The sequence below is a fragment of the Citrobacter sp. L55 genome, assembly GCF_002850715.1.
GTDB classification, from domain to species: Bacteria; Pseudomonadota; Gammaproteobacteria; order Enterobacterales; family Enterobacteriaceae; genus Citrobacter; species Citrobacter braakii.
Genome location: NZ_KZ559406.1, coordinates 78,948 through 104,946, shown reverse-complemented (window position 1 = coordinate 104,946; position 25,999 = coordinate 78,948). Strand labels below are relative to the sequence as shown.

Below are 25,999 nucleotides of genomic sequence, written 5' to 3'. Positions count from 1 at the left end.
CTGAATAACATCAATGCTTAAGACCACATTCCTTTTTTTCATCACCGCGTTATGCGAAATCATTGGCTGCTTTTTACCTTGGCTCTGGCTTAAGCGAGGGGCTACGGCCTGGCTGCTGATACCCGCCGGGATGTCACTGGCCTTATTCGTCTGGTTACTGACGCTACATCCGGCAGCAAGCGGGCGTGTGTACGCGGCCTATGGTGGAGTTTACGTGGTGACAGCGTTGCTTTGGCTACGTATTGTTGACGGCGTAAAACTTAGCCTGTACGACTGGTCAGGCGCGCTGGTGGCATTGTGCGGCATGCTGATTATTGTGGCTGGGTGGGGGCGCGCATAGCGCCTTTTTTGTGATCAATCAGCGTTTTTTTGATCTTCATACTTGTATGGTAGTAGCTCAGTTGGGTAAATTTCCTGCATCACAAGAACAAATGCAAGGAATAAGAGATGAAGATTGTTGGGGCTGAAGTGTTTGTCACCTGTCCGGGGCGTAATTTTGTCACGTTGAAAATTACCACAGACGATGGGATCACTGGGCTGGGAGATGCCACGTTAAACGGACGCGAGTTATCCGTAGCGTCCTATCTGAAAGATCATGTTTGTCCGCAACTGATTGGTCGCGATGCGCACCGAATTGAGGACATCTGGCAGTTTTTCTACAAAGGCGCGTACTGGCGTCGTGGTCCGGTCACCATGTCGGCGATTTCCGCGGTGGATATGGCATTGTGGGACATCAAAGCGAAAGCGGCGAATATGCCGTTGTACCAGTTGCTCGGCGGTGCATCTCGTGAAGGCGTTATGGTTTACTGTCACACCACAGGCCATACCGTTGATGACGTACTCGAAGATTATGCGCGTCATAAAGAGATGGGCTTTAAAGCAATTCGCGTGCAGTGCGGCGTGCCGGGTATGAAAACCACTTACGGTATGTCTAAAGGCAAAGGACTGGCCTACGAACCCGCTACCAAAGGGCAGTGGCCAGAAGAGCAGTTATGGTCAACGGAGAAGTACCTCGATTTCACACCAACACTGTTTGAAGCCGTGCGCGACAAGTTTGGTTTCAACGAACATCTTCTGCACGATATGCACCACCGTCTGACGCCAATTGAAGCGGCCCGTTTCGGCAAAAGCATCGAGCAATACCGTCTGTTCTGGATGGAAGACCCAACCCCGGCTGAAAACCAGGAATGCTTCCGCCTGATCCGCCAGCATACGGTCACGCCGATTGCGGTAGGGGAAGTTTTCAACAGCATCTGGGACTGCAAACAGCTTATCGAAGAGCAATTGATCGACTATATCCGCACCACCATCACCCATGCGGGCGGTATCACTGGCATGCGTCGAATTGCCGATTTCGCGTCGCTGTATCAGGTACGTACCGGTTCGCATGGACCTTCCGATCTGTCCCCAGTATGCATGGCCGCTGCGTTGCACTTTGATCTGTGGGTGCCGAACTTCGGCGTACAGGAATATATGGGGTATTCCGAGCAAATGTTGGAAGTGTTCCCGCACAACTGGACCTTTGATAACGGCTATATGCATCCTGGAGACAAACCAGGTCTTGGGATCGAGTTTGATGAAAAGCTGGCGGCGAAATATCCGTATGACCCTGCATATCTGCCTGTTGCTCGTCTGGAAGATGGCACGTTGTGGAACTGGTAAATATAAATTTTACGTACGAAAGATGTTGATTAACTCAATACCCTACAGAAGGTAAAACTTATGGTTAGTTCAGTCGATATTAAAAATAACGTAGATAATAAACCCATTATTCGCAGAGTGGCTTCAGCCTCCGCAATTGGTACTGCTGCCGAATACTATGACTTCTTTGCATATGGGACAGCAGCTGTACTCTTTTTTGGTCATTTATTTTTCCCAAGTGACGATCCGTTAATTAGTACGCTGGCTGCTTTTGCAACCTATGCCGTTGGTTTCCTGGCTAGACCATTAGGAGGAATTGTCTTTGGGCATATTGGCGATAAGGTCGGGCGCAAAAAAGCACTGGTTATTACTATATTAATCGTTGGCTTAGGGACATTCTGTATTGGGTTGTTACCTACATATGAAAAAATAGGTGTATGGGCTCCAGCTTTACTTATATTTATTCGTGTATTACAGGGCTTTGGTGTTGGAGGAGAACAAGCCGGTGCAGTATTGATGACTGCTGAATATTCTGAGCCCAAACATCGTGGATTTTTTTCGAGTTGGGTTCAAATCGGTGCCCCAGTTGGTTTTCTTCTGCCGTTAGCACTCTTTGCGTTGTTAAATGCCACACTTTCTCCAGAGGCAATGATGGATTACGGGTGGCGTATACCGTTCCTGTTAAGTCTGTTGCTGGTTATTGTTGGGTTATTTATCCGCTTAAAAATTGATGAATCACCAGTCTTTGCTCAGATTAGGGAGACAAAAGCAGAAGAATCACGTCCATTAGTTGAAGTTATCCGTGATTTTCCGGGAATTGTCGTTAAGGGAGTATGTGCGAAGCTGATTGAGGCCTGCACATTTGCAATGTTTACAGTGATTGTCCTTGCATACGGTAAGGCAAACAATCTCGATGCAAATATCTTGATGGAGACAATGATTGTTGCGGTGATTATAGAAATAATTGCAATACCGATGATGGGCTCGCTATGCGACAAAATTGGGCGTAAACCAGTTTATATTATCGGCGCATTGCTCCAGGTTGTTATGATTATTCCTTTCTTCCTTGCAATCAATCAGGATAGCTTTTGGCTTACGCAAATAGTAATGATCCTGGTACTGAGCGTTGGGCATAGTATGTGTTATGCACCTCAGGCATCTTATTTCCCAGAGCTTTTCCCGACTCATATTCGTTGTAGCGGAATAGCATTAATTTGGCAGTTGGGATCGCTAATTGGTAGTGGGATTCTTGGTTTAGTAGCAGTAAAAATTCTGCAAGTAACTGGTGGACATTATTATGGACTCGCAACCTATGTGATTGTACTTGGCGTCATCTCAGTTATTGGTTTGCTGATGATGCCGGAAACTGCACCGCAAAGGCTTAAACGTGAATACCAGCAGTGGCAGAAACATTAATATCCTTTGGCGGCAATATGCCGCCAAATTTACCTTTTATGGTACACAGCTTTAAGTGATGTCATACCAATCATTAAAAGCTTAATGCAAATCAAAACATACAACCATACAGGCGTTACTCTGAATCAATCCTGATTTCATTGATAAGTAGGTCATACCATGCAAAACAAGCTCTTAACGGCAAAGGCTGCAGTTCCCGACTACGATCGTACAAAACTGGTTCCGCGTATTGTTCATCTGGGGTTTGGCGCATTTCACCGCGCACATCAGGGGGTTTACGCTGACATTCTCGCTGCGGATCACGGCAGTGACTGGGGCTATTGCGAAGTGAACCTGATTGGCGGCGAGCAGCAGATTGCCGATCTGAAACAGCAAGATAACCTGTATACCGTTGCAGAAATGTCTGCGGATGCTTGGACTGCAAGAGTCGTGGGCGTGGTGAAAAATGCGCTGCATGCGCAGGTTGATGGTCTGGAAAGCGTACTGGCTGCGATGAGTGAACCGCAGGTTGCGATTGTTTCCCTGACCATTACCGAGAAAGGGTATTGCCATTCTCCGGCGACCGGTCAATTGATGTTAGACAACCCAATGATTGCCGCCGATCTACAAAACCCAAAACAGCCAAAAACTGCGCCAGGCGTTGTGGTTGAGGCGCTTGCACGCCGCAAAGCTGCGGGTTTAGCCGCCTTTACCGTGATGTCCTGCGACAACATGCCGGAAAACGGTCATGTGATACGCAATGTTGTCACCGCGTATGCCCGGGCGGTGGATGCGGAACTGGCTGCGTGGATCGAACAACATGTCACATTCCCGTCGACAATGGTTGACCGCATTGTCCCTGCAGTTACCCAGGATACGCTGGACAAAATTGAACACATTACCGGCGTACGCGATCCGGCAGGCGTGGCATGTGAACCGTTCCGTCAGTGGGTTATTGAAGATAACTTTGTCGCTGGCCGCCCTGAATGGGAGAAGGCGGGAGCGGAGCTGGTTGCTGATGTCATTCCGTTTGAAGAGATGAAACTGCGTATGCTCAACGGCAGCCACTCTTTCCTTGCTTATCTGGGGTATCTGGCGGGATATCAGCACATTAACGATTGCATGGGCGATGAAAATTATCGCCTCGCCGCTCGCGCGCTGATGTTGCAGGAACAAGCGCCCACGTTAAAAGTGAAAGGTGTGGATCTTCCGCACTATGCCGATCTGTTAATTGAGCGCTACAGCAACCCGGCACTGCGTCATCGCACCTGGCAGATCGCGATGGACGGCAGTCAAAAACTGCCGCAGCGTATGCTGGACTCCGTTCGCTGGCACATTGTGCACGGTAGCCACTTTGAACTGCTGGCGCTGGGCGTGGCTGGCTGGATGCGTTACGTCGGCGGTGTGGATGATCAGGGCCAGGCGATTGAAATCAGCGATCCGCTGTTACCGGTGATCCAGAAAGCGGTGCATAGCAGTAACGAGGGCGAAGATCGTGTCCAGGCGCTGCTGGCGATCGATGCTATTTTTGGTCGTGAACTGCCGCAGGTAGAATTGTTCAAGAATCAGGTCACACAAGCCTATCTTGCTTTACTGGCTAAAGGGGCGAAAGCAACCGTTGCGAAGTATGCAGCAAAACTGAAGTAACGAGAACATCATTTAAGTCGCCATCTGGCTATAAACGGGCCAGATGGCGCATTGTTTTTTGGCATTCACACCAATTAGTTCATGCCCAAACGAATCAGTTCGAGGGGGGCATATTTACCTTCACACCCTTCGATTTCCACTGTTTTCCCGCGGCGAATTTGCTCAGCGGTCAGGCCATCGGTATCTATCGCTGTAATGCGGCCTGTAAGTCCGGTGTCGCTAATCATGACGCGGCTGCCAGTGGTGATTGCGTTACGGTTACGATCGTATGTTTTCATGGTGTTTTCTCCTTTCCAACTTACCGTCAAAGCCCGTGGGCTCTAGTCCCACGTAACGGGCGCAATATAAATACGCTTCTCGTTAATGATTTTTTTTGTTTTCGATCAAAATCACAGCTTTTTTTATGCAGATGTGCGGGAGAGGGGAAGGCAGGAGAAACTCACCTCGGTGTGAGGTGAGCGTAATATTAATCTTCGCTGAACCAGTCGCTATTTTCCTGACGGATTAGCTGAACGGACTCACCAATTTCCTGGAGATGCAGCATCATTGCGCGCTCAACGGCATCGCCATCATGTTTCTCAAGTGCGGTAAAAATATCGTGATGCTGACGCAGCAGCATTTCAGGCGGAGAGATATGATCCAGGCTCATATAGCGAACGCGGTCAATCGCGGCCTTAATATTCTCAACGGTGTCCCAGGCGAGCTGGCACTCAGCGATTAAAGCCAGTTTCTGATGAAATTCGTCATCTAGCTGGAAGAAATCATTGATTTGTTTTCGATCAATCGCGATGCGCTGCTGATGCAGATTTTGTTCGAGCTGATAGCACTGTTTATCGGTGATCAGTGATGCGGCGCGGCGGACCACGGCACATTCAATTGCCTGGCGAACAAAACAGCCGTTCTGCACCTGCGACAGCGAAATTTTGTTTACGTAGCTGCCACGCTGCGGGCGGATCTGAATCAGACCGTTCTCTGCCAGTTTGATGAATGCTTCTCGTACCGGCTGGCGTGACACATTAAAGCGTACGGAAACCTCTTTTTCCGACAGCGGCGTACCGGGTGCAATCAGACAGTGCACGATATCACGACGAAGAATACGGTAAATCTGTTGATTTACCGGTTGTGTAGGGTTTAGCTGCGTTTCTACGGTCATTCATTCTTACTTTTTAGAGAGTTAACCCGGAGATCTTATCACTTATTTCAGGCTATCTATACCCGGCGCAAGGCCGGGCAGAGAAATTAGCTCCGATGAATACTCAGTCCGGCAAAAGACTGTGTGACAGGCATCATTTCAAGGGTGTTAATGTTGACATGAGCGGGTAAGGACGCCACCCACCATACCGCTTCTGTAACATCTTGCGGGGTCAGCGCAGTGGTATTTTCGTAGGCTTTTTCAGCTTTAGCATCATCGCCTTTGAAACGTACGTTAGAGAATTCCGTACCGCCAACCAGACCCGGTTCAATGTCGGTAACGCGAATCGCAGTGCCGTGTAAGTCAGTACGTAAATTCAGGCTAAACTGGCGAACAAACGCTTTGGTCGCACCGTAGACGTTCCCACCAGCGTATGGCCAACTTCCCGCGGTAGAACCGATATTGATAATATGACCGCGGTTGCGCTCAACCATGCCTGGCAGAACGGCACGGGTCATATAAACCAGGCCTTTGTTGTTGGTGTCGATCATATTTTCCCAGTCTTCAACGCTGGCCTTGTGGGCTGGCTCAAGGCCCAGCGCCAGACCCGCATTGTTGACCAGAACATCAATATCGCGCCATTCAGCGGGTAAGGCGTTCAGCATCTCTTCAATTGATGCACGATTACGTACGTCCAGTTGCGCGGTATAGAGGCGGTCACCCAGCTCATCTTTGAGTTCCTGCAGGCGCTCCTGGCGGCGTCCGGTGGCAATAACTTTATGCCCATTCTCAATAAAACGACGCGTAATGCACTCACCAAAACCTGCGGTTGCTCCGGTTACTAAAACGATCATTCACTGTTCCTCAACGCTTTTTATGTAGTACTACCATAGCACGTCATTTCCGTTCAGAGCTATTCCTGCTTAACGCGATTGCGGTCGATTCCCGGGAAGTCTACTCTGGTAAACAAATCGTTTTCAGGAGTGAAAGATGTCGTTAACGAATCCATTTTTACATCACAGCACATTGCCGTATCAGGCACCGCAGTTTGATCAGATCGACGTGCAGCATTATCGTCCAGCGTTTGATGAAGGCGTGCGGCAAAAACGCGCCGAGATCGACGCTATTGTGCAAAACTCACAGGTTCCTGATTTTGCTAATACGTTGTTGGCGCTTGAACAAAGCGGGGGGCTGCTCACGCGCGTGACCAGCGTTTTCTTCGCGATGACGGCGGCGCACACCAACGATGAACTACAGCGCCTTGACGAAGAGTTTTCCGCAGAGCTGGCGAACCTTGCCAATGATATTTATCTCAATGGCGCGCTTTTCGCCCGTGTCGAAGCTGTCTGGCAACGGCGTGGTACGTTAAGTCTGGATAGCGAATCAATACGTCTGCTGGAGGTCGTGTATCAGCGTTTTGTACTGGCCGGCGCCCGTCTGAACGAGACCGATAAAGCCAAACTTAAAGCGCTCAATACGGAGTCCGCCACGCTGACCAGCCAGTTCAATCAACGGTTGCTGGCAGCCAACACGTCAGGTGCTATGGTGGTGGATGATATCCGGCATCTGGAGGGGCTGAGCACAGAAGAAATTGCCGTTGCCGCCGAAGCTGCAAGGGCGAAAGGGCTTGAAGCGCGTTGGGTTATCCCGCTATTAAACACAACACAGCAACCGGCGCTTGCGGTTTTACGCGATCGTCAGACCCGCGAAAAACTGTTCACCCGCGCATGGACGCGGGCTGAAAATGATGATGCCAACGACACGCGAGCTATTATTCAGCGACTGGTAGCAATCCGGATGCAGCAGGCGCAACTGCTTGGTTTTGCCAATTACGCAGCCTGGAAAATTGCCGACCAGATGGCAAAAACGCCGGAAGCGGCACTGACATTTATGCGATCTATTGTTCCAGCCGCGCGGGCGCGGGCGTTGGATGAGCAGGCTGAAATCCAGAACGTTATCTTTCAAGAACACGAGTCGTTTAGCGCCGAGGCCTGGGACTGGTCGTTTTATGCCGAGCAGGTCCGTCGTGAGAAATATGACCTTGATGAGGCACAGCTCAAACCTTACTTTGCCCTGGATTCGGTGCTGAACGAGGGCGTTTTCTGGACGGCCAATCAACTCTTTGGCATCAAATTCGTTGAGCGATTCGACTTTCCGGTTTATCACCCGGATGTTCGGGTATGGGAAATATTCGATCATGATGGCGTAGGGTTAGCGCTATTTTACGGTGATTTCTTTGCCCGGGAATCAAAAAGCGGCGGAGCCTGGATGGGCAATTTTGTTGAGCAATCGCTGCTTAAAGAAACCAGACCGGTTATTTACAACGTCTGTAATTATCAAAAACCTGCGCAGGATCAGCCTGCATTGCTGCTGTGGGATGATGTTATTACGCTATTTCATGAATTTGGACATACATTGCACGGTCTGTTCGCCACTCAGCGTTATGCCACGCTTTCTGGGACCAACACTCCGCGTGATTTTGTCGAGTTTCCTTCACAGATCAACGAACACTGGGCGAGCCATCCTCAGGTCTTTGCCCGTTTTGCCCGACATGTTGATACCGGGGAGCAAATGCCGCAGGCATTGCGGGATAAAATGCAGCGGGCCAGTCTGTTTAACAAAGGTTACGACATGACCGAACTGCTCAGCGCGGCATTGCTGGATATGCGCTGGCACTCTCTGGAGTTGAGCGAGTCATCTCATCCGGTCGATCAATTTGAACAGCAGGCGCTGGCGGCGGAAGGTTTGGATCTCAAGGCCGTGCCGCCGCGTTATCGCAGCAGTTATTTTGCCCATATCTTCGGTGGCGGTTATGCCGCAGGTTATTATGCCTATCTGTGGACGCAAATGCTGGCCGATGACGGCTATCAGTGGTTCGTAGAGCAGGGCGGATTAACCCGTGAAAACGGACAGAAATTCCGCGAAGCAATTTTGTCCCGCGGAAACAGCACTGATTTAACTGAACTTTATCGCCAGTGGAGCGGGCGTGAACCGCGCATGGAACCCATGCTGGAACATCGTGGCTTGAGCGCTTAAGACAGGTCAGCCAGAAAATTGAACCGGGCGTGGTGCCCGGTTGTTAGCTGGATTTTTTCTTCAGCAAAATGAATCGTTGTTGGGTATTGATGCCTTGCATCTCATAGAGACGCTCGGGTAGGGAGTGCTGCTGGTGAAAGGTCGGCATTGTTTTCCTGTTCTTACGTTACTTGACTGGTTTGCTTTGGGAAGGAAGGTAGGTATTGCCGCAGTTGGGGCAGACTAACGTTATGTTGTTTTTTATTCTCGACAGGCTGTGCATTGACTGGCGGCAGCAGTGAGGACAGGTACTTTTCACTGGTCGTAAAGTACGCATCTTAATATCTTTGAGTATCGACATATTGATTGTCCTTGTGATGGGGTGCTTACCATACACTATGAAGCAATAAATAGCTCATTTTATAACCATTGCGATGACATGGATTACAGTACGGTTTGCAGGAATCTCATTAGCGGCCAACATCACTTATAGAAGGTAGTTACGTTTCGTTTAACGTTCATTGGGGTTGTCGATGATAGATTAGCCAACTATCCGTTATCTTCGCAGGGAATTGCCAGGTAGCGTATAAAAGCAAAACACAAATCTATCCATGCAAGCATTTACCGCTGGTTTATCCGGCGGTTTTTTTTATCTGTACATCAGGGAAAAGGTGCCGGGAGGGGGAATTCAGGTAAAAAAATGGCCCCTTGTGCAGCTACGCAGCAAGGGGCCGGGTCGGTTCAGGACTATCTCCGTTCATCAATCATCCCATCTGTGGCTAAAATACGCGGCCAGGAAACCGGAAAATAAAATAATTCCCAGAACAGCCATAAAAATATTCATATTACCCAGCATAGTAAATGCTCCTTTATTTGTGAGTTTCCTCTCTTACCTTAAGTTCACCTCGCTTATGACTATAGTAGCAATTCAATCTTAAACAAAGGCTGAACTGTGTGATTATTTCGGCGGAAAAGTAAAATTTTGACGTGATTACGTCGGGAAAAATAAATAATAGTGACAAGGCACGGTTATCTGCGAACAAATAACCACGTTTTTATACTGGGGCACGCCGTTATGACCGTGTGTGACAGACACAGATTGTTGCACGTTTATAATGCAGAGTTGTCTCATTGTGGTTCAATCTTTCACGCGATTAATCCTTCTGGCGGCAAAAATTAATACTGATTTTTGTGCCTAAAATTCTAATTCATTGATTTTATATGATGTTTGAATATCTGGCATCGTTTTTGCCTTATCACTTCTGAATACCCTTAATTTGCACCGTTTTGTCTGCCCGGCTGCACCGGAGCTTTCAACAAGACTAATTTCAGGAGTGAAACTATGCAGCGTCGTACATTTTTAAAAGCTTTTGCGCTTTCCGCCTCTGTTGTCGCAATGGGAATGAGTTTTAGTGTTCAGGCGGCCGACACTATTAAGGTTGGCATCATGCATTCGTTATCCGGCACCATGGCTATTTCCGAAACGCCGCTGAAAGATGTGGCGTTGATGACTATTAATGAAATCAATGCGCAGGGCGGTGTATTGGGCAAAAAGCTGGAACCGGTGGTGGTTGACCCGGCTTCGAACTGGCCGTTATTTGCTGAAAAAGCACGTCAGTTACTGAGCCAGGACAAGGTAGCGGCGGTTTTCGGCTGCTGGACATCGGTTTCGCGTAAATCGGTTTTACCGGTATTTGAAGAATTGAACGGTCTGCTGTTTTACCCGGTGCAATATGAAGGTGAGGAGATGTCACCTAACGTCTTCTATACCGGCGCTGCGCCTAATCAGCAGGCGATCCCGGCGGTTGAGTATCTGATGAGTGAGGACGGCGGCAGCGCTAAGCGCTTCTACCTGCTGGGTACGGACTATGTCTATCCGCGTACGACTAACAAAATTTTACGCGCCTTTTTGCATTCGAAAGGCGTGGCCGATAAAGACATCGAAGAGGTGTATACCCCATTCGGACACAGCGATTACCAGACCATTGTTGCCAGTATTAAAAAATTCGCCGCAGGGGGAAAAACGGCGGTGGTATCGACCATCAACGGGGATTCTAACGTTCCATTCTATAAAGAGTTAGCGAACCAGGGCCTGAAAGCCACGGATGTTCCGGTGGTGGCATTCTCAGTGGGTGAGGAGGAGTTGCGCGGTATCGATACTAAACCGCTGGTGGGCAACCTGGCTGCGTGGAACTACTTTGAGTCCGTAGATAATGCGGCCAACAAGAAGTTCGTCGCGGATTACCGGGCGTATGCCAAAGCGCATAAGCTGCCGAATGCTGATTCGGTGGTGACCAACGACCCTATGGAAGCCACTTATGTTGGCCTGCATATGTGGGCGCAGGCAGTAGAAAAAGCCGGAACTACCGATGTGGATAAAGTCCGGGCGGCTATGGCAGGACAATCATTCGCGGCACCATCAGGATTTACCCTGACCATGGATGCGACCAACCATCACCTGCATAAACCCGTCATGATTGGCGAGATTGAAGGCAACGGCCAGTTTAACGTGGTGTGGCAAACCGAAGCGCCGGTTCGCGCCCAGCCGTGGAGTCCGTATATCGCCGGTAATGATAAAAAATCTGAACAGCCCGTTAAAACCGCCAGCAACTGATCTTACGCCCTCCAGCGGGAGGGCAACGCTTTGGAGAATGCTCATGAAAGCCATGCGCTTTATTCGTGGTGTGTTGTTGCTGACGTGGCTTTTGCCGTGGATAGCGCAGGCCGCAGATGCCGATACCTTTACCGCCGCCAACCGGACTCAGCAGGCCGCCTTGCTAGAACAATGGTCGGTAAAACCCGATGTTCAACGCTTGCCGGTGCTCAAAGCGCTGAGTGACGAGAACCTGCTGACAGATAACGCGAAAAACGCGTTCATCATGAACGGGTCGCACGTACAACCGCTAGGAACGGCGGCAGGTCCGAACGGCGAGCTAAAAAAAATCCGCCTGACTAACCGCCTGCGTAATCTGGTTGCCGGAACCTTGGCCGTCCACCAGCTATTAAGTGACAGTGTCACGCAAAGGAGCGGGGCAGCGCGTACATTACAGCGTGAGGCCCTGCCGGGGATGCTGCCGTTTTTGCAGCAACGACTGGCCCAGGAGCCCGATGCTGACGTGAAATCCTTACTGGCTATTGCACTGGCAAACCTGCAACTGACCAGCACCTCGCCTGAGATCAGACGTCAGGCAATCGAACTGCTAGGGGCGTCGAACGATCCTGAAACCCAGGCGCGCCTGCAGCCATTCACCCATGCTGAACATGAACCTGATGCCCGCGTTCGTGCTGCCGCTGACGAAAGCCTGAATTCCATCGCGCATCGCATGAAGGTTGGCGATCTTCTTGGACAGGCATTTATGGGATTGTCGCTGGGCTCCATTTTGCTGCTGGCGGCATTGGGTCTGGCGATAACCTACGGCTTACTTGGCGTCATTAATATGGCGCATGGTGAGATGTTAATGCTCGGCGCTTACGGTACCTGGATGGTGCAACAGCTGATGGGCCAGTTTTTCCCGCAATGGTTGGCCTGGTATCCGGTTATTGCGCTTCCGGTCGCCTTTTTGCTTACCGCTGGGGTTGGAATGCTACTCGAGCGCGGAGTGATCCGCCATTTATACGGGCGTCCGCTCGAAACCCTGCTGGCAACGTGGGGGATCAGTCTGATGCTTATCCAGTTAGTGCGTATGTCCTTCGGCGCGCAAAACCTTGAAGTCGCAAATCCGGAATGGCTTTCCGGGGGCATTCAGGTTTATGCCAATCTGATTTTGCCGTGGAACCGAATTGTGGTGCTTGGCTTTGCCATTCTGGTGCTGTTCTTCACCTGGCTGTTGTTGAATAAAACCCGTCTCGGACTGCGCGTACGTGCGGTGACGCAAAATCGCAATATGGCGGCTTGCTGCGGCGTACCTACCGGACGTGTGGATATGCTGGCCTTTGGTCTTGGTTCAGGGATTGCCGGACTGGGGGGCGTAGCGCTCTCGCAGTTAGGCAACGTAGGACCGGAGCTGGGGCAAAGCTACATTATCGATTCGTTTCTGGTGGTGGTGCTGGGCGGCGTGGGACAACTCGCGGGGAGTGTAGCCGCTGCGTTTGGGCTTGGGATCTTCAACAAAATTCTTGAGCCACAGGTGGGAGCGGTTCTCGGTAAGATTATGATTCTGGTGCTGATTATTTTGTTTATTCAGAAACGTCCTCAGGGGCTGTTCGCGTTGAAAGGGAGGGTTATTGACTGATGACGATGCCAATGACATTAACGCTGGCGCGTAAAGCGCCGCGCGCGACACGCATCCTGGGGCTGGGTTTACTGCTGGCGCTGATTATTCTGCCGTTTCTGGCGCTGTTACCTGCGGATCATCCGCTGGCCATATCGGTGTGGACATTGACTCTGGCCGGGAAAATTCTCTGCTATGCCATTGTGGCTGTGGCGCTGGATCTGGTGTGGGGCTATGCGGGAATGCTCTCGCTGGGCCACGGTATTTTCTTTGCGCTGGGGGGATATGCGATGGGAATGTACCTGATGCGCCAGGCTTCCGGCGAAGGATTACCGGCCTTTATGTCGTTTCTGTCGTGGACCGAGCTGCCCTGGTTTTGGTGGGGAACGCAACATTTTATCTGGGCGATGTTGCTGGTTGTGCTGGTGCCGGGCCTGCTGGCGCTGGTATTTGGCTGGTTTGCCTTCCGTTCAAAAATCAAAGGGGTTTATTTCTCCATCATGACCCAGGCCCTGACTTTCGCCGGAATGTTACTGTTTTTCCGCAACGAAACCGGCTTTGGGGGAAATAACGGTTTTACCGGCTTTACCACCATTCTGGGATTTCCGGTGACCGCGACCTCAACCCGTATCGCGCTGTTTCTGGCGACGGTCATGCTGCTGGTGCTGGCAATATGGCTGGGACTGGCGCTGGCCCGCAGTAAGTTTGGTCGAATTCTCACCGCCGTGCGTGACGCCGAGAACCGACTGATGTTCTGTGGTTACGATCCGAAAGGTTTCAAGCTGCTGGTGTGGACGCTTTCCGCCGTGCTGTGCGGCCTGGCGGGGGCGTTGTATGTCCCGCAGGTGGGAATCATTAACCCCAGCGAAATGTCGCCGACCAACTCGATAGAAGCGGCGATTTGGGTTGCCCTCGGCGGGCGTGGAACCCTGATTGGCCCGGTATTTGGCGCCGTACTGGTGAACGGCGCTAAAAGCCTGTTTACCGTCATTATGCCGGAATACTGGCAGCTGTTTCTTGGCCTGATCTTTATTGGCGTTACGCTTTTTTTGCCTCGTGGCGTGATGGGTCTGTTTCGCAAGGGAGACAAATAATGCAGCCAGATGAAGGGCTTTTTACTCGCCAGATGCCAGGCGATCGGTTTCGCAACCAAACGGACCCGGTGCTCCAGCTGGAAAAAATTAACGTTAACTTCGATGGCTTCCAGGCGTTAACGGATCTCACGCTCAATATTGGCGTTGGGGAACTGCGTTGCATCATTGGTCCCAACGGTGCCGGAAAAACGACGCTAATGGATGTTATTACCGGCAAAACCAGGCCGCAAAGTGGTCGGGCGATATACGATCAGTCGACCGATTTAACAACGCTGGACCCCATCGCCATTGCACGTCAGGGAATTGGGCGGAAGTTTCAGAAACCCACGGTATTTGAAGCGTTAACGGTGGAGGAAAATCTGGAGCTGGCGCTGAAAAGCGATAAATCTGTCTGGGGCTCTTTACGGGCGCGCCTCACCGGCGAACAACGGGATCGTATAGATGAAATACTGGCGCTGTTGCGGCTGGGCAACGAGCGAGCCCGCCGCGCCGGGCTGCTTTCTCACGGGCAAAAACAGTTTCTCGAAATTGGCATGCTGTTGGTACAGGAGCCGCATTTACTGCTGCTGGATGAACCCGCGGCGGGCATGACGGATGCGGAGACGGAATACACTGCGGAACTGTTTCGTAAGCTTGCCGGGAAGCACTCGCTGATGGTTGTTGAGCACGATATGGGATTTGTCGAAACCATTGCCGATCGCGTCACGGTCTTACATCAGGGACGCGTTCTGGCTCAGGGAAGTCTGCGCGAAGTGCAGGCCAACGAGCAGGTTATTGAAGTTTATCTCGGGCGTTAAGGAGCACAGATGCTGCAGGTGAAAGAACTGAATCAATATTATGGTGGCAGCCATATTCTGCGAAGTGTGAACTTTGAGGCGCGTATCGGCGAGGTGACATGTCTGCTGGGGCGTAACGGCGTGGGGAAAACGACGCTTCTGAAGTGCCTGATGGGGCTTATTCCTGCCCGCAGTGGGAGTGTGTTCTGGCAGGAGAAAAATGTCACTCACTGGAAGCCGCATCAGCGGGTCAGGGCCGGGGTGGCGTATGTACCACAGGGTCGCGATATTTTCCCGCGTCTGACGGTAGAAGAGAACCTGCTGCTCGGCCTTTCCCGTTTTTCAGCACAGGAGGCCAGACGTGTGCCGGATGATATCTATGCGCTCTTTCCGGTGCTACAGGAGATGAAACATCGGCGGGGCGGAGATTTGTCCGGCGGGCAACAGCAGCAACTGGCGATTGGGCGAGCGCTGGCCAGTCGCCCGCAGTTGTTGATCCTCGATGAGCCCACGGAGGGGATCCAGCCGTCAGTGATTAAAGAAATTGGGCAGGTGATTTCTCAACTGGCGCACCGGGGTGACATGGCCATTTTGCTGGTGGAGCAGTTCTATGATTTTGCGCAGCAACTGGCCGACAAATACTTACTCATGTCGCGAGGCAGCATTATTCAAAGCGGTGACGGTAAAAATATGGAATCCGAAGGCGTTCGAGGGCTGGTCGCCATTTGAGATTCGCGACAGAGCGGCTTTGGCTCTGTCGCGATCATCATTAGCAGACCGCCGTCTGGCCCCAGGGTTTGGCGCGCATACCTTTTATCATTAGCGCCCAGGCAAGAACGATCGCCACCATCAGCGCCACAAACAGCGACCACGGCGGCAATGTGGTTAAAATGACGCCGCTGACTAATGGGTTTACCGCTGCGCCCAACCAGCCTAACGACTGGGCGGAAAAATAGCTGGCTTTCATTCCTGCAGGCGCGATGTTGTCGATGAGCATGTATTCACCCGGCGCGTAAATGACTTCGCCGATAGTGAAAAAGGCCGCAGAAATGCCCCATAACACCAGGTTGTTGCCGGAGAAGGTAAAGCCAACCAGACCGACTACAAAGAACAGCGTGCCTACAGTCATTAGCGGGCGAATATTGGTGGCGGTGAGCCTGCGCCCGAGGGCATATTGCAGTGATACCACAATGGCGGCGTTAACAGGCAGGACGACTGCCACCACTTTCTCGGCAAAATCGCCGTCTGCAACCACCATAACGTATTGCGAAATACAGGACGCAAAGGCACCACCAACGAATGACGCCAAAAATGCTGACAGCGTAAACCAGAATAATGCTCTGTCGCGCAGCAGTACCGAGGGGGACCAAACTGCCGCGTTCAAACCTTCTGATGCTGCCGGTGAACGTTTTACCCAGGTCTGGATAAACACCAGAGGGAGTGCTGAACATGCAGCAGCGAGCCAGAACGGCAGGTTAATGCTTTGCATCACCAGTAGCGTGCCCAGCGGTGGGCCTACAGTCCAGCCGATGTTCAGCACGGTATAGTTAAGCGAGAAAATTTTTGTTTTGTTGGTCGCCGAGAGATTATCGGCAAACCAGGCTTTCAGCACCGTGGCGAAGACGGAGTAGGCGCAGTTGATCAGGGCAAAGAGCAAAACCACTACCACTACGTTTTGCACCAGTGGAATAGCAATAAAGCCAGAGGCAAAGCCGCAGATAGCCAGCAGCATATAGCGTTTTTTATCAAACTTGTCGGCCAGAATACCAAAGCCAAGGCTGAACACGACGCCAATGGTCAGTGCGACCGTCATCGCATAACCGATCAGGTCGACGCTCAGATTGTACTGTCGGCTGAGGTAGATCGTCATAAAGGGCAGCGTGGCGCCACGCCCAATCGTTAATAACAATGATGACGCGAGTAACGCGAGAGTGGACCTTCTCAGAGAGATATTCATTTTCCTGCCCGACAATGCATGTTGTTATGTTTTTTTAGATATCAGAAACAAATAGCATGCTAAAAGTGTGATGTACACTCAATAAGTTGTCCGAAAATGCCCTGTGTGGCCTACCTGAATTAATGATCTGTTACGGCACAACGATTTCCGTTACTTTAATTTGTTTACAAAAATTTAATATTCGCAGGGGCGGTGGTATGTCGCGTAAAGACGGGTTATTAGCGTTACTGGTCGTTGTGGTTTGGGGGCTGAACTTTGTCGTCATCAAAGTCGGGCTACACAATATGCCACCCTTAATGCTGGCTGGGTTGCGTTTTTTACTGGTGGCATTTCCGGCGATTTTCTTTGTTGCCCGGCCGAAAATTCCGCTTTCACTGCTGCTCGGCTATGGGCTGACCATCAGTTTTGGGCAGTTCGCGTTTCTCTTTAGCGCCATCAAATTCGGTATGCCTGCCGGGTTAGCTTCTCTGGTATTACAGGCTCAGGCGTTTTTCACCATCATTCTGGGGGCATTCGCCTTTGGTGAACGTCTGCAAGGTAAACAACGGGTAGGGATTGCGCTGGCCATATTTGGCGTGCTGGTGCTGATTGAGGCCAGTCTGAACGGACAGCATGTCGGCATGCTCGGTTTTATGCTGACGCTGGCGGCGGCGCTAAGCTGGGCCAGCGGGAATATCTTTAATAAAAAAATCATGCAGCATACGTCACGCCCGGCGGTGATGTCGTTGGTGGTATGGAGTGCGTTGATTCCTGTTGTCCCATTCTTCCTCGCCTCAATACTTCTCGATGGCCCAACGCAAATTATCCAAAGTCTGGTGACGATAGATATGACCACCATTCTGTCACTGGTTTATCTGGCGTTTGTGGCAACCATTGTGGGTTATGGCATCTGGGGATCTTTACTCGGGCGTTATGAGACATGGCGTGTCGCGCCGTTGTCGCTGTTGGTGCCGGTTGTTGGACTGGCGAGCGCGGCCGTGCTGCTGGATGAAACGCTTACCGGATTACAACTGCTCGGTGCGCTGCTGATCATGGCAGGATTGTACATTAATGTGTTTGGCTTTCGGTTGCGTAAGACTGCGCAGGCGAGAGGGTAAAAAAAAGCCCCGCAGTGACGGGGCAAAAAAATTACAGGTTGCGCATATTGTAATAAGGCACACCTAATTCGTCGGATTTGTCGCTGCCTGCACCCATATGATTAAAATCGAACGGGGACCGATCGTGCGCAGGCGGCATAATCATCGCGTCACGACTGTTTTGTGTGGCAGGTTGCGCGGTCTGTTCCGCCATGCTCTGGCCCGAAACAACATACAGCAGGGCCAGCATCGCATAAGACAGAAGTTTCATGATTTCCTCGGTTACGTCGTTAACTGGCGATTAGCAATTACATTGATTGAGTGGCAGCAAATAGCGTGATTCGCCGTGCATATTCGTCATACGGTATTTATGCGGTGGAACATCAAAATAGTTTTTGAATGTCCGGGTTAGCGTTTGCTGGGACTCAAAACCGTAACGCTCCGCCAGATAAAGGATCGGCTCGTTACTCTCTTTTAATTTTTGCGCTATTTCAGTCATTTTACGGCTACGGATGTATTGACCCAGTGAATGGCCGGTTTCTTTTTTAAACATCCGTTGCAGGTGCCATTTGGAGTAACCTGAACGCTCTGACACCTTTTCCAGCGAGAGCGGCGATTCAAGGTTATTTTCGATCCAGTCCAAAATGCTATGAATAGTGATTGTGTCAGTATTGCGTCTGGACATCGTCATACCTCTTTCTGTTTACGGCAGGATTTTCTTCAGCAAATGCTCAAGCGTGGTCACTTCATCCGCCGTTAAGTTTTTTGTTAGTTCCTGGTGCAGGTCTTGCCCTACTAATTGATGACACTGCTCGCAAATTGCCGCGCCATGCTCGGTGAGTTTCACCAGCACGCCTCGCTTGTCATGTGGATTCGGAAGCCTTTCTATCCAGCCTTTACAGGCCAGCCTGTCCAGCATCCGCGTCAGGGCGCCGAGATCGACAGACAGCACTTTTTTCAATTCGACAGGGGTAATACACACCGCGCAACGGATGGAGCAGAGCACCTTGAACTGCGATGCCGTGATATCCAGCGGTGACAGATAGTCGTTTAGCAAACGATCTTTTTTCTGATTAACCATGTAGATCAAACGACCCAGTGGGATGATTTCGTTAAACAGATCACTGGTGCTTTTCACAATGGTTGCCCTGGCAAGTAGTTAGTCACGGCTGATATTATTGCTTAGGCAAATATAAGTCAAATGAATGGGTCAGCAAATGCCACGTTTTGCTAAATCATCAGACTCAATTTCTGGCGAGTGGAATTTTAACGGTTTGAAAATTATGGCTTATACGTGCGGATGAAAAATGAATCCTTACACCGCGAAAATGGCTTATCTCCCGGATTTCACCGTATACTTGCCGTTGACGATTAACGCACAGGAAAGATGACATTATGATGGACTTGTTTAAAGCAATAGGACTGGGGCTGGTAGTCCTGTTACCGTTGGCAAACCCGTTAACCACCGTGGCGTTGTTCCTCGGCCTTGCCGGCAACATGAACAGCGCGGAGCGTAACCGTCAGTCACTCATGGCGTCCGTTTACGTGTTTGCCATCATGATGGTGGCGTATTATGCCGGACAACTGGTGATGAATACCTTCGGGATTTCGATTCCCGGGTTACGTATCGCGGGCGGGTTAATCGTTGCGTTTATCGGCTTTCGAATGTTGTTTCCACAGCAGAAGGCACATGACTCTCCGGAAGCGAGAAGCAAATCAGAAGAACTGGAAGATGAACCGACGGCGAATATTGCATTTGTTCCGCTGGCCATGCCAAGCACCGCGGGTCCGGGTACGATTGCAATGATCATCAGCTCGGCGTCCACCGTGCGTCATGGGGCTGAGTTTCCGGACTGGGTGATAATGGTCGCACCGCCGATTATTTTTGCCGTGGTCGGGGTTATCTTGTGGGGCTGTTTGCGCAGTTCTGGCGGAATTATGCGCCTGGTCGGCAAAGGCGGTATTGAGGCGATCTCCCGTCTGATGGGCTTCCTGCTGGTATGTATGGGCGTGCAGTTTATTATTAACGGCGTGCTGGAAATCATTAAAACTTACGCTTAAAACAACGTGCCCGGTATTGTCTACCGGGCACGCTTTTATGAATGCTGAGGCTGCTCTTCCAGTGATACTGGCCATTTACGGAAGATAATCACCGACCATATGAACGCCACAACCGCAGGCACTGCACCTACGTAACCAATCGTAGACATTGACCAGTGCAGACTCACCTGATTTCCCACCAGCGCGCCAGCGCCTATCCCAATATTAAAGATACCAGAGAAAAGGGCCATTGCGACGTCGGTGGCATCCGGGGCCAGCGCCAGCACTTTCACCTGCATACCCAGGCCTATCAACATAATGGCGATGCCCCAGAATATACTCAGGACGGCCAGATGCATTTCGCTGTCCGCTGCGGGCAGTAACAGCACCAGGCACACCGTCAGCAGGGCAATGGCGCTACTAATCAATACGGAAGCATGTTGATTACCCAGCTTGCCAAAAATGACGCTACCGACAATACCTGCGCCACCCAGAACCAGCAGCAGCACGGTGGCAAAGTTTGCGCTCAGCCCGGCGACGGTCTGTACAAACGGTTCGATATAGCTGTAGGCCGTGTAATGCGCGGTGACCACAATCACCGTCAGCAGATACAGGCTCATCAATGCCGGACGGCGGAATAAAACCGGCAGGCTTTTTAATGAACCGGAATGCTCACTGGGTAATTTTGGCAGGAGCTTAATCAAGCAAAGTAGGGTGACTAACGCCCCCATACCGATGGCGAAGAACGTGGTACGCCAGCCAAAATACTGGCCAACGATGCGCCCGATAGGCAGGCCCAGCACCATCGCCAGCGCGGTGCCGGTCGCAATCAGGCTGAGAGCCTGCGCGCGTTTCCCGGCAGGAGCCAGGCGAATCGCCAGAGATGCGGTGATCGACCAGAAAATAGCGTGGGCAAAAGCAATACCGATACGACTGATTACCAGCACGGTAAAATTCCATGCCAGGAAAGAGAGAACGTGGCTGGCGATAAAAACGACAAACAGGCAGATCAGAAGTTTGCGGCGTTCTACCTGGCTGGTAAGCAGCATGAAAGGCAGCGACATCAGGGCGACAACCCAGGCGTAGATCGTCAGCATGATCCCGACCTGAGCGGTCTGCATATTAAAACTTTGTGCGATGTCGGATAACAAACCGACAGGGACAAACTCAGTGGTATTGAAAATAAAACCGGCAATGGCAAGCGTAACTACCCGAAGCCACGCGACCTTGCGGGAAACAGTGTCTGTTGTCATATCAATTAGGTGGATTAGCTGCGAAAAGGTAAGGCCACGATCTTAAAACTTTTGCTGGCTAAAATACAATCATTTCGTGATGCAGATCTCATTTCATTGACTGGGTGGCAAAATTGACTGCCGAACATTTCGCGTAATTTTAACTGTTTCATTATTAATGAAATTCCGGGCGTGAGAATTCACCCGGAACGCTATTTATGGCGTTGTTTGAGAATCGCGAATTATTCCGTGCTTTTCGACAACTGAGGGTTCAATACCTCAATAAACGCTTCCAGTTGCCTCGTCATTGCCCCTCTGCGCCAGACCAGCCACGTATTCAGCCAGCGCCAGTTTTCGCTTAGCGGCCAGGCGTGGACCTGATGGTGTCCTGGCATGCTCTCCAGCATCGAACGCGGGATCAGCGCGATACCCGCACCGGCAATGACGCAAGCCAGCATGCCGTGATACGACTCCATTTCATGAATGGTGCCAGGCATTGCGCGATCGGCATGAAACCAGCTTTCAAAATGGCGACGATAGGAACAGTTGGCGCGAAAGGCGTAAATGCTGCAACCGTTAACGTCGCTGGCCCGCTGGATAGGGGGATGACCGTGCGGAGTGACTATCATCATCTCTTCACGGTAGACCGGCATTCCTTCAAGACCTGGATGAGTAATTGGGCCGTCGACAAAGGCGGCGTTCAGCGTCCCGTCGAGCACGCCGTCCAGCATCGTGCCTGAAGGACCTGTCGCCAGCGCAAACTGAATTTTGGGGTAACGCTGATTATATTCAGCCAGCGTGGCGGGGATCCGCACAGCGGCAGTACTCTCGAGCGAGCCAAGAGAGAACAACCCCTGCGGTTCATCGCCGGCGACGACCATTCTCGCCTCGTCAACCAGGGCGAGGATCCGCTGGCTGTAGCGTAAAAAATTGTGCCCGGACGGGGAAAGCCGCAAACGCTGATTTTCACGAATAAACAGATCGACGCCAAGGTCGGCTTCAAGCTGGCGAATACGGGTGGTGAGATTGGATGGCACGCGATGCACCTTCGCGGCGGCCTGCGTAATACTGCCTGTCTCCGCGACGGCGTTGAACATTTCCAGTTGCGTCAGATCCATAATGTTCTCTGTTCGTGAATGGTGTGGTTAATATTATTCATTTTTCAGAAAGAGTAAATATGCGCATGATATGACCATACCCTGCGATAAAGAGAGGCACTTATGACTATCACAGCAGCAACACATGCGATTTCCGTTAACCCTACCAACGGTGAAAGGTTGGCGGCAATGCCGTGGGCCAGTACTGAAGAGATTGCACATGCGCTGAGCCTTGCCGCGAATGGCTACAGTGAATGGAAACACACTGCCGTTGAGCACCGTGCGCAAACGCTGCGTCATATCGGGCAGGCTCTGCGTCATCGCGCCGAAGAGATGGCGCAGTGTATCTCACGTGAAATGGGGAAACCCATCAAGCAGGCGCGTGGTGAAGTTGCCAAATCAGCCGCATTGTGTGACTGGTACGCCGAACATGGACCGGCGATGCTCAACCCGGAACCTACGCTGGTGGAGAACAACCAGGCGGTGATTGAGTATCGCCCCGTTGGAACTATTCTGGCGATCATGCCGTGGAACTTCCCGCTCTGGCAGGTACTTCGCGGCGCCATTCCAATTCTGCTGGCCGGAAATGGCTATCTGTTAAAGCATGCGCCAAACGTAACCGGCTGTGCTGCGATTATCGCGCAGGTTTTTGCTGATGCGGGCGTTCCCGCGGGTGTTTATGGTTGGGTGAATGCCGATAACGCCGGGGTAAGTCAGATGATCAATGACCCGCGTATCGCGGCGGTAACGGTGACGGGCAGCGTTCGAGCCGGTGCGGCGATTGGTGCTCAGGCGGGTGCGGCGCTGAAAAAATGCGTGCTTGAACTGGGGGGTTCCGATCCGTTTATTGTTCTTAATGATGCTGACCTCGATCTGGCCGTTAAGGCGGCGGTCGCCGGTCGTTATCAGAATACCGGGCAGGTTTGTGCGGCAGCAAAGCGCTTTATTATCGAAGAAGGAATTGCGGCAGAATTTACGGCTCGTTTTGTGGCGGCCGCGAGCGCGCTCAAAATGGGCGACCCGCTGAACGAAGAAAACGATCTGGGTCCGATGGCAAGATTTGATCTGCGCGATGAGCTGCATCAGCAGGTCGAAGCCTCCCTTGCCGAAGGCGCGCGGTTACTTCTCGGCGGGGAAAAAATCGCGGGTCAGGGCAATTACTATGCCGTGACGGTTCTGGGGGATGTCACCCCGGAGATGACGGCTTTTCGTCAGGAGCTGTTTGGCCCGGTTGCAGCGATTACCGTTGCAAAGAATGCGGAACATGCTTTAGCGCTGGCTAATGACAGTGATTTCGGCTTATCAGCCACGGTGTTCACCGCGGATGAAGCTCTGGCGCAGAAGATGGCGTCACGCCTGGAGTGTGGGGGCGTATTTATCAATGGTTACAGCGCCAGCGATGCCCGCGTTGCATTTGGCGGCGTGAAGAAAAGTGGTTTTGGCCGCGAGCTTTCACACTTTGGTCTGCATGAGTTTTGTAATGTACAGACCGTCTGGAAAAACCGCCTCTGATGGTTTGGGTGCCTCCGACGGGGGCACCGGCCTTAATTCTGCAATGTTTCTGTCTACGGCATGAATCTCACCCGCTCATGCAGACCGTGGGCAGATTCCGCCTTCCGGCCTGACGCTGCGTATTCAGCTCTGTTATACTCGCAGGCCTTTCATACCTGCGAGCAAGGAGCATGTTGTGGCCAGGGCCATGGACAATTCAATTTTAGAGACCATTGTGCAGCAGGTTCGTCCGCTGATTGGTCAGGGTAAAGTCGCTGATTACATTCCTGCCTTAGCTTCTGTCGACGGTTCAAAACTGGGTATCGCTATTTGCACCGTCGATGGACAGCACTATCAGGCGGGGGATGCGCAAGAGCGCTTTTCTATTCAGTCAATTTCAAAGGTGCTCAGTCTGGTCGTGGCGATGCGTCACTATCAGGAAGATGAGATCTGGCAACGTGTCGGCAAGGATCCTTCCGGTCACCCTTTTAACTCCCTGGTGCAGCTGGAAATGGAGCAAGGGATCCCACGCAATCCCTTTATCAACGCCGGGGCGCTGGTGGTTTGCGATATGCTGCAAGGACGTCTGAGCGCACCGCGTCAACGGATGCTGGAAGTGGTACGGGCGCTAAGCGGCGTTTCGGATATCGCCTATGATGCGACGGTGGCGCGTTCTGAGTTTGAGCACTCGGCGCGTAACGCGGCTATTGCCTGGCTAATGAAGTCCTTTGGCAATTTTCACCACGACGTGACCACCGTTTTGCAAAATTACTTTCACTACTGCGCACTGAAAATGAGCTGTGTGGAGCTGGCGCGCACGTTCGTCTTTCTGGCAAATCAGGGACATGCTTTTCATCTTGCTGAGCCCGTGGTGACGCCCATGCAGGCCCGACAGATCAACGCGCTGATGGCGACCAGTGGCATGTATCAGAACGCAGGGGAATTTGCCTGGCGAGTGGGCTTACCGGCGAAATCTGGTGTGGGGGGCGGTATCGTGGCTATCGTGCCTCACGAGATGGCGATTGCCGTCTGGAGTCCGGAACTGGATGCGGCGGGAAATTCGCTGGCGGGTATCGCCGTGCTGGAGCAATTAACGCAACAACTGGGGCGCTCGGTTTACTGATGAACACGCTCGATCCTCTTTTTGCCCGGCTGGCGAAATCAACGTTTCGCTCGCGATTTCGCCTTGGCCAGAAAGAAAGGCAGTATTGTCTGGATAAAGGCGCGCCGGTTATCGAACAACACGCCACGGATTTTATTGCCAAACGGCTGGCGCCCGCGTTTCCTGCCAATGACGGTAAGCAGACACCCATGCGCGGGCATCCGGTATTTATCGCTCAACATGCTTCGGCGACCTGTTGTCGGGGATGTCTGGCGAAATGGCATGATATCCCTCAGGGTGTGGCGTTAAACGATGAACAGCAGCGTTACGTTGTCACGGTTATCTATCACTGGCTAGTGATCCAGATGAACAAGCCATAGATAACATAATCCTATGATATGACTCCTTGTGTTGTGCAATTGTTAAAAGCAGTATGAAGGGGTCATTCTAAGGAGAAAAAAATGGCTTCCTGTAAACCCTGCTTTGTGCTGAGCGCAGCCCAGATTCTGTCGAGAATCGATGAATTCAGCGACATCCTTGAAACATGCGTCAATGATGGCGCCTCTGTCAGCTTTATGCTCCCTTTTAGTGGTGATAAATCACGGCCTTTCTGGATAAGTGTCGCGCAAAGCGTGGACCGTGGAGAAAGGATTGTTCTGGGTACGCAGAACGCACAGGGGGTGCTGGTCGGTACCGTCCAGCTCATTATCGATCAACCCGAAAACCAACCTCATCGTGCTGATGTCGCCAAGCTGCTGGTTCACCCCTCAGCGCGGCGCGGTGGTGTTGCCCGGACGTTGATGAACGAACTCGAAAACTACGCGCGTCAGCAAGGGAAAACGCTGCTGGTGCTTGATACAGCGACGGGGAGTGACGCTGAGTTGTTCTACCACAATTGTGGATGGCAAAAAGTAGGGGTGATACCGGACTATGCAAAAATGCCTGACGGGAAGCTGACCGGAACCACACTTTTCTACAAAACTCTCTAATTTGTCGCCGGGGATTGATCAAAACAGGGTTTCAATGTATTAAAGTTTGCTAACCTATTGGACCAATTCAATCAGGTTGTATGACTAATTAAAAAGGGAACCCA

The 25,999-nt window shown here is 51.5% G+C and carries 27 protein-coding genes; 16 read left to right on the top strand and 11 right to left on the bottom strand.

Going from position 1 to position 25,999, the window contains the following annotated elements:
- Positions 1–13 precede the first annotated feature (13 nt).
- The 4 genes from B9P82_RS17095 (at position 14) to B9P82_RS17080 (ending at position 4,683) form a co-directional block, all read left to right on the top strand.
- Positions 14–340, top strand: coding sequence for a YnfA family protein (locus tag B9P82_RS17095; protein WP_016153055.1), 327 nt, complete (start codon positions 14–16; stop codon positions 338–340).
- A gap of 107 nt (positions 341–447) precedes the next feature.
- Positions 448–1,662 carry a starvation-sensing protein RspA gene (gene rspA, locus B9P82_RS17090; protein ID WP_016153056.1) on the top strand — a complete coding sequence of 405 codons (1,215 nt, stop codon included), beginning with the start codon at positions 448–450 and terminating at the stop codon, positions 1,660–1,662.
- A gap of 60 nt (positions 1,663–1,722) precedes the next feature.
- Positions 1,723–3,057, top strand: coding sequence for an MFS transporter (locus B9P82_RS17085; protein WP_049041486.1), 1,335 nt, complete (start codon positions 1,723–1,725; stop codon positions 3,055–3,057).
- Between the two features lie 159 nt (positions 3,058–3,216).
- Entirely contained in the window at positions 3,217–4,683 is a 1,467-nt protein-coding gene (locus tag B9P82_RS17080; protein WP_101700670.1) for a mannitol dehydrogenase family protein, read from the top strand.
- A gap of 74 nt (positions 4,684–4,757) precedes the next feature.
- Here the strand turns inward: B9P82_RS17080 and ydfZ are convergent, their stop codons facing one another.
- The 3 genes from ydfZ to ydfG form a co-directional block, all read right to left on the bottom strand.
- Positions 4,758–4,961 carry a putative selenium delivery protein YdfZ gene (gene ydfZ / locus B9P82_RS17075; protein WP_003032393.1) on the bottom strand — a complete coding sequence of 68 codons (204 nt, stop codon included), beginning with the start codon at positions 4,959–4,961 and terminating at the stop codon, positions 4,758–4,760.
- A gap of 188 nt (positions 4,962–5,149) precedes the next feature.
- Positions 5,150–5,836 (bottom strand): GntR family transcriptional regulator, encoded by a 687-nt coding sequence (locus B9P82_RS17070; RefSeq protein WP_101700669.1) that lies wholly within the window; start codon positions 5,834–5,836, stop codon positions 5,150–5,152.
- Between the two features lie 86 nt (positions 5,837–5,922).
- Positions 5,923–6,669 (bottom strand): bifunctional NADP-dependent 3-hydroxy acid dehydrogenase/3-hydroxypropionate dehydrogenase YdfG, encoded by a 747-nt coding sequence (ydfG, locus tag B9P82_RS17065; RefSeq protein WP_016153061.1) that lies wholly within the window; start codon positions 6,667–6,669, stop codon positions 5,923–5,925.
- A 136-nt stretch (positions 6,670–6,805) separates the two neighbouring features.
- On the opposite strand from ydfG, the gene dcp reads away from it, so the two are divergent.
- Positions 6,806–8,851: a peptidyl-dipeptidase Dcp gene (gene dcp, locus B9P82_RS17060; protein WP_101700668.1), complete on the top strand. Its 2,046-nt coding sequence runs from the start codon at positions 6,806–6,808 to the stop codon at positions 8,849–8,851.
- A 166-nt stretch (positions 8,852–9,017) separates the two neighbouring features.
- Here dcp and B9P82_RS29445 read toward each other — a convergent pair whose 3' ends face one another.
- Positions 9,018–9,191 carry a YnfU family zinc-binding protein gene (locus B9P82_RS29445; RefSeq protein ID WP_213083734.1) on the bottom strand — a complete coding sequence of 58 codons (174 nt, stop codon included), beginning with the start codon at positions 9,189–9,191 and terminating at the stop codon, positions 9,018–9,020.
- Between the two features lie 399 nt (positions 9,192–9,590).
- On the bottom strand, positions 9,591–9,686 hold the full coding sequence (gene mgtS / locus B9P82_RS17050) for a protein MgtS (RefSeq protein ID WP_003032406.1): 96 nt from the start codon (positions 9,684–9,686) through the stop codon (positions 9,591–9,593).
- Between the two features lie 486 nt (positions 9,687–10,172).
- Between mgtS and urtA the strand changes: the two genes are divergently transcribed.
- The 5 genes from urtA to urtE are packed head-to-tail and all read left to right on the top strand — an operon-like array spanning position 10,173 to position 15,640.
- A complete protein-coding gene (gene urtA, locus B9P82_RS17045) occupies positions 10,173–11,444 on the top strand; it encodes an urea ABC transporter substrate-binding protein (protein WP_016156478.1) in 1,272 nt (423 codons plus the stop codon).
- A 43-nt stretch (positions 11,445–11,487) separates the two neighbouring features.
- Positions 11,488–13,062 carry an urea ABC transporter permease subunit UrtB gene (gene urtB / locus B9P82_RS17040; RefSeq protein WP_101700667.1) on the top strand — a complete coding sequence of 525 codons (1,575 nt, stop codon included), beginning with the start codon at positions 11,488–11,490 and terminating at the stop codon, positions 13,060–13,062.
- A complete protein-coding gene (gene urtC / locus B9P82_RS17035) occupies positions 13,062–14,135 on the top strand; it encodes an urea ABC transporter permease subunit UrtC (RefSeq protein WP_046276388.1) in 1,074 nt (357 codons plus the stop codon). The genes urtB and urtC overlap by 1 nt, the downstream gene beginning before the upstream one ends.
- Positions 14,135–14,932: an urea ABC transporter ATP-binding protein UrtD gene (gene urtD / locus B9P82_RS17030; protein ID WP_016153067.1), complete on the top strand. Its 798-nt coding sequence runs from the start codon at positions 14,135–14,137 to the stop codon at positions 14,930–14,932. Before urtC ends, urtD begins: the two co-directional genes overlap by 1 nt.
- Before the next feature lie 9 nt (positions 14,933–14,941).
- Positions 14,942–15,640 carry an urea ABC transporter ATP-binding subunit UrtE gene (gene urtE, locus B9P82_RS17025; protein WP_046276386.1) on the top strand — a complete coding sequence of 233 codons (699 nt, stop codon included), beginning with the start codon at positions 14,942–14,944 and terminating at the stop codon, positions 15,638–15,640.
- A gap of 40 nt (positions 15,641–15,680) precedes the next feature.
- On the opposite strand, the gene ydeE is transcribed toward urtE, so the two are convergent.
- Positions 15,681–16,868 carry an efflux MFS transporter YdeE gene (gene ydeE / locus B9P82_RS17020; protein WP_046276385.1) on the bottom strand — a complete coding sequence of 396 codons (1,188 nt, stop codon included), beginning with the start codon at positions 16,866–16,868 and terminating at the stop codon, positions 15,681–15,683.
- A 197-nt stretch (positions 16,869–17,065) separates the two neighbouring features.
- Between ydeE and eamA the strand changes: the two genes are divergently transcribed.
- Positions 17,066–17,965, top strand: coding sequence for an O-acetylserine/cysteine exporter (eamA, locus tag B9P82_RS17015; RefSeq protein WP_019076776.1), 900 nt, complete (start codon positions 17,066–17,068; stop codon positions 17,963–17,965).
- 31 nt (positions 17,966–17,996) lie between these two features.
- On the opposite strand, the gene marB is transcribed toward eamA, so the two are convergent.
- Genes marB through marR form a run of 3 tightly spaced genes read right to left on the bottom strand, consistent with a single transcriptional unit; the run spans position 17,997 to position 19,082 of the window.
- On the bottom strand, positions 17,997–18,215 hold the full coding sequence (gene marB, locus B9P82_RS17010; protein WP_016153071.1) for a multiple antibiotic resistance protein MarB: 219 nt from the start codon (positions 18,213–18,215) through the stop codon (positions 17,997–17,999).
- Positions 18,216–18,245: 30 nt separating this feature from the next.
- Positions 18,246–18,629: an MDR efflux pump AcrAB transcriptional activator MarA gene (marA, locus tag B9P82_RS17005; protein WP_003032424.1), complete on the bottom strand. Its 384-nt coding sequence runs from the start codon at positions 18,627–18,629 to the stop codon at positions 18,246–18,248.
- Between the two features lie 18 nt (positions 18,630–18,647).
- Positions 18,648–19,082, bottom strand: a complete 435-nt coding sequence (gene marR / locus B9P82_RS17000) for a multiple antibiotic resistance transcriptional regulator MarR (protein WP_016156485.1) — start codon at positions 19,080–19,082, stop codon at positions 18,648–18,650.
- A gap of 257 nt (positions 19,083–19,339) precedes the next feature.
- Here marR and B9P82_RS16995 point away from each other — a divergent pair, with 257 nt between their 5' ends.
- Positions 19,340–20,005: a MarC family NAAT transporter gene (locus tag B9P82_RS16995; RefSeq protein ID WP_016153073.1), complete on the top strand. Its 666-nt coding sequence runs from the start codon at positions 19,340–19,342 to the stop codon at positions 20,003–20,005.
- Positions 20,006–20,040: 35 nt separating this feature from the next.
- Here B9P82_RS16995 and B9P82_RS16990 read toward each other — a convergent pair whose 3' ends face one another.
- The gene (locus tag B9P82_RS16990) at positions 20,041–21,237 is read right to left on the bottom strand and encodes a sugar transporter (protein ID WP_019076778.1); all 1,197 of its coding nucleotides are present in this window, start codon (positions 21,235–21,237) and stop codon (positions 20,041–20,043) included.
- A 221-nt stretch (positions 21,238–21,458) separates the two neighbouring features.
- Entirely contained in the window at positions 21,459–22,334 is an 876-nt protein-coding gene (locus B9P82_RS16985; protein WP_016153075.1) for a putrescine utilization regulator PtrR, read from the bottom strand.
- A gap of 102 nt (positions 22,335–22,436) precedes the next feature.
- Between B9P82_RS16985 and sad the strand changes: the two genes are divergently transcribed.
- The 4 genes from sad (at position 22,437) to B9P82_RS16965 (ending at position 25,895) form a co-directional block, all read left to right on the top strand.
- Positions 22,437–23,825, top strand: a complete 1,389-nt coding sequence (gene sad / locus B9P82_RS16980; RefSeq protein ID WP_046276382.1) for a succinate-semialdehyde dehydrogenase — start codon at positions 22,437–22,439, stop codon at positions 23,823–23,825.
- A 175-nt stretch (positions 23,826–24,000) separates the two neighbouring features.
- Positions 24,001–24,927 carry a glutaminase B gene (gene glsB, locus B9P82_RS16975; protein ID WP_016153077.1) on the top strand — a complete coding sequence of 309 codons (927 nt, stop codon included), beginning with the start codon at positions 24,001–24,003 and terminating at the stop codon, positions 24,925–24,927.
- A complete protein-coding gene (locus B9P82_RS16970; RefSeq protein ID WP_101700666.1) occupies positions 24,927–25,286 on the top strand; it encodes a DUF4186 domain-containing protein in 360 nt (119 codons plus the stop codon). Before glsB ends, B9P82_RS16970 begins: the two co-directional genes overlap by 1 nt.
- Positions 25,287–25,367: 81 nt before the next feature.
- Positions 25,368–25,895 (top strand): GNAT family N-acetyltransferase, encoded by a 528-nt coding sequence (locus B9P82_RS16965; RefSeq protein WP_049042173.1) that lies wholly within the window; start codon positions 25,368–25,370, stop codon positions 25,893–25,895.
- Positions 25,896–25,999: the final 104 nt, after the last annotated feature.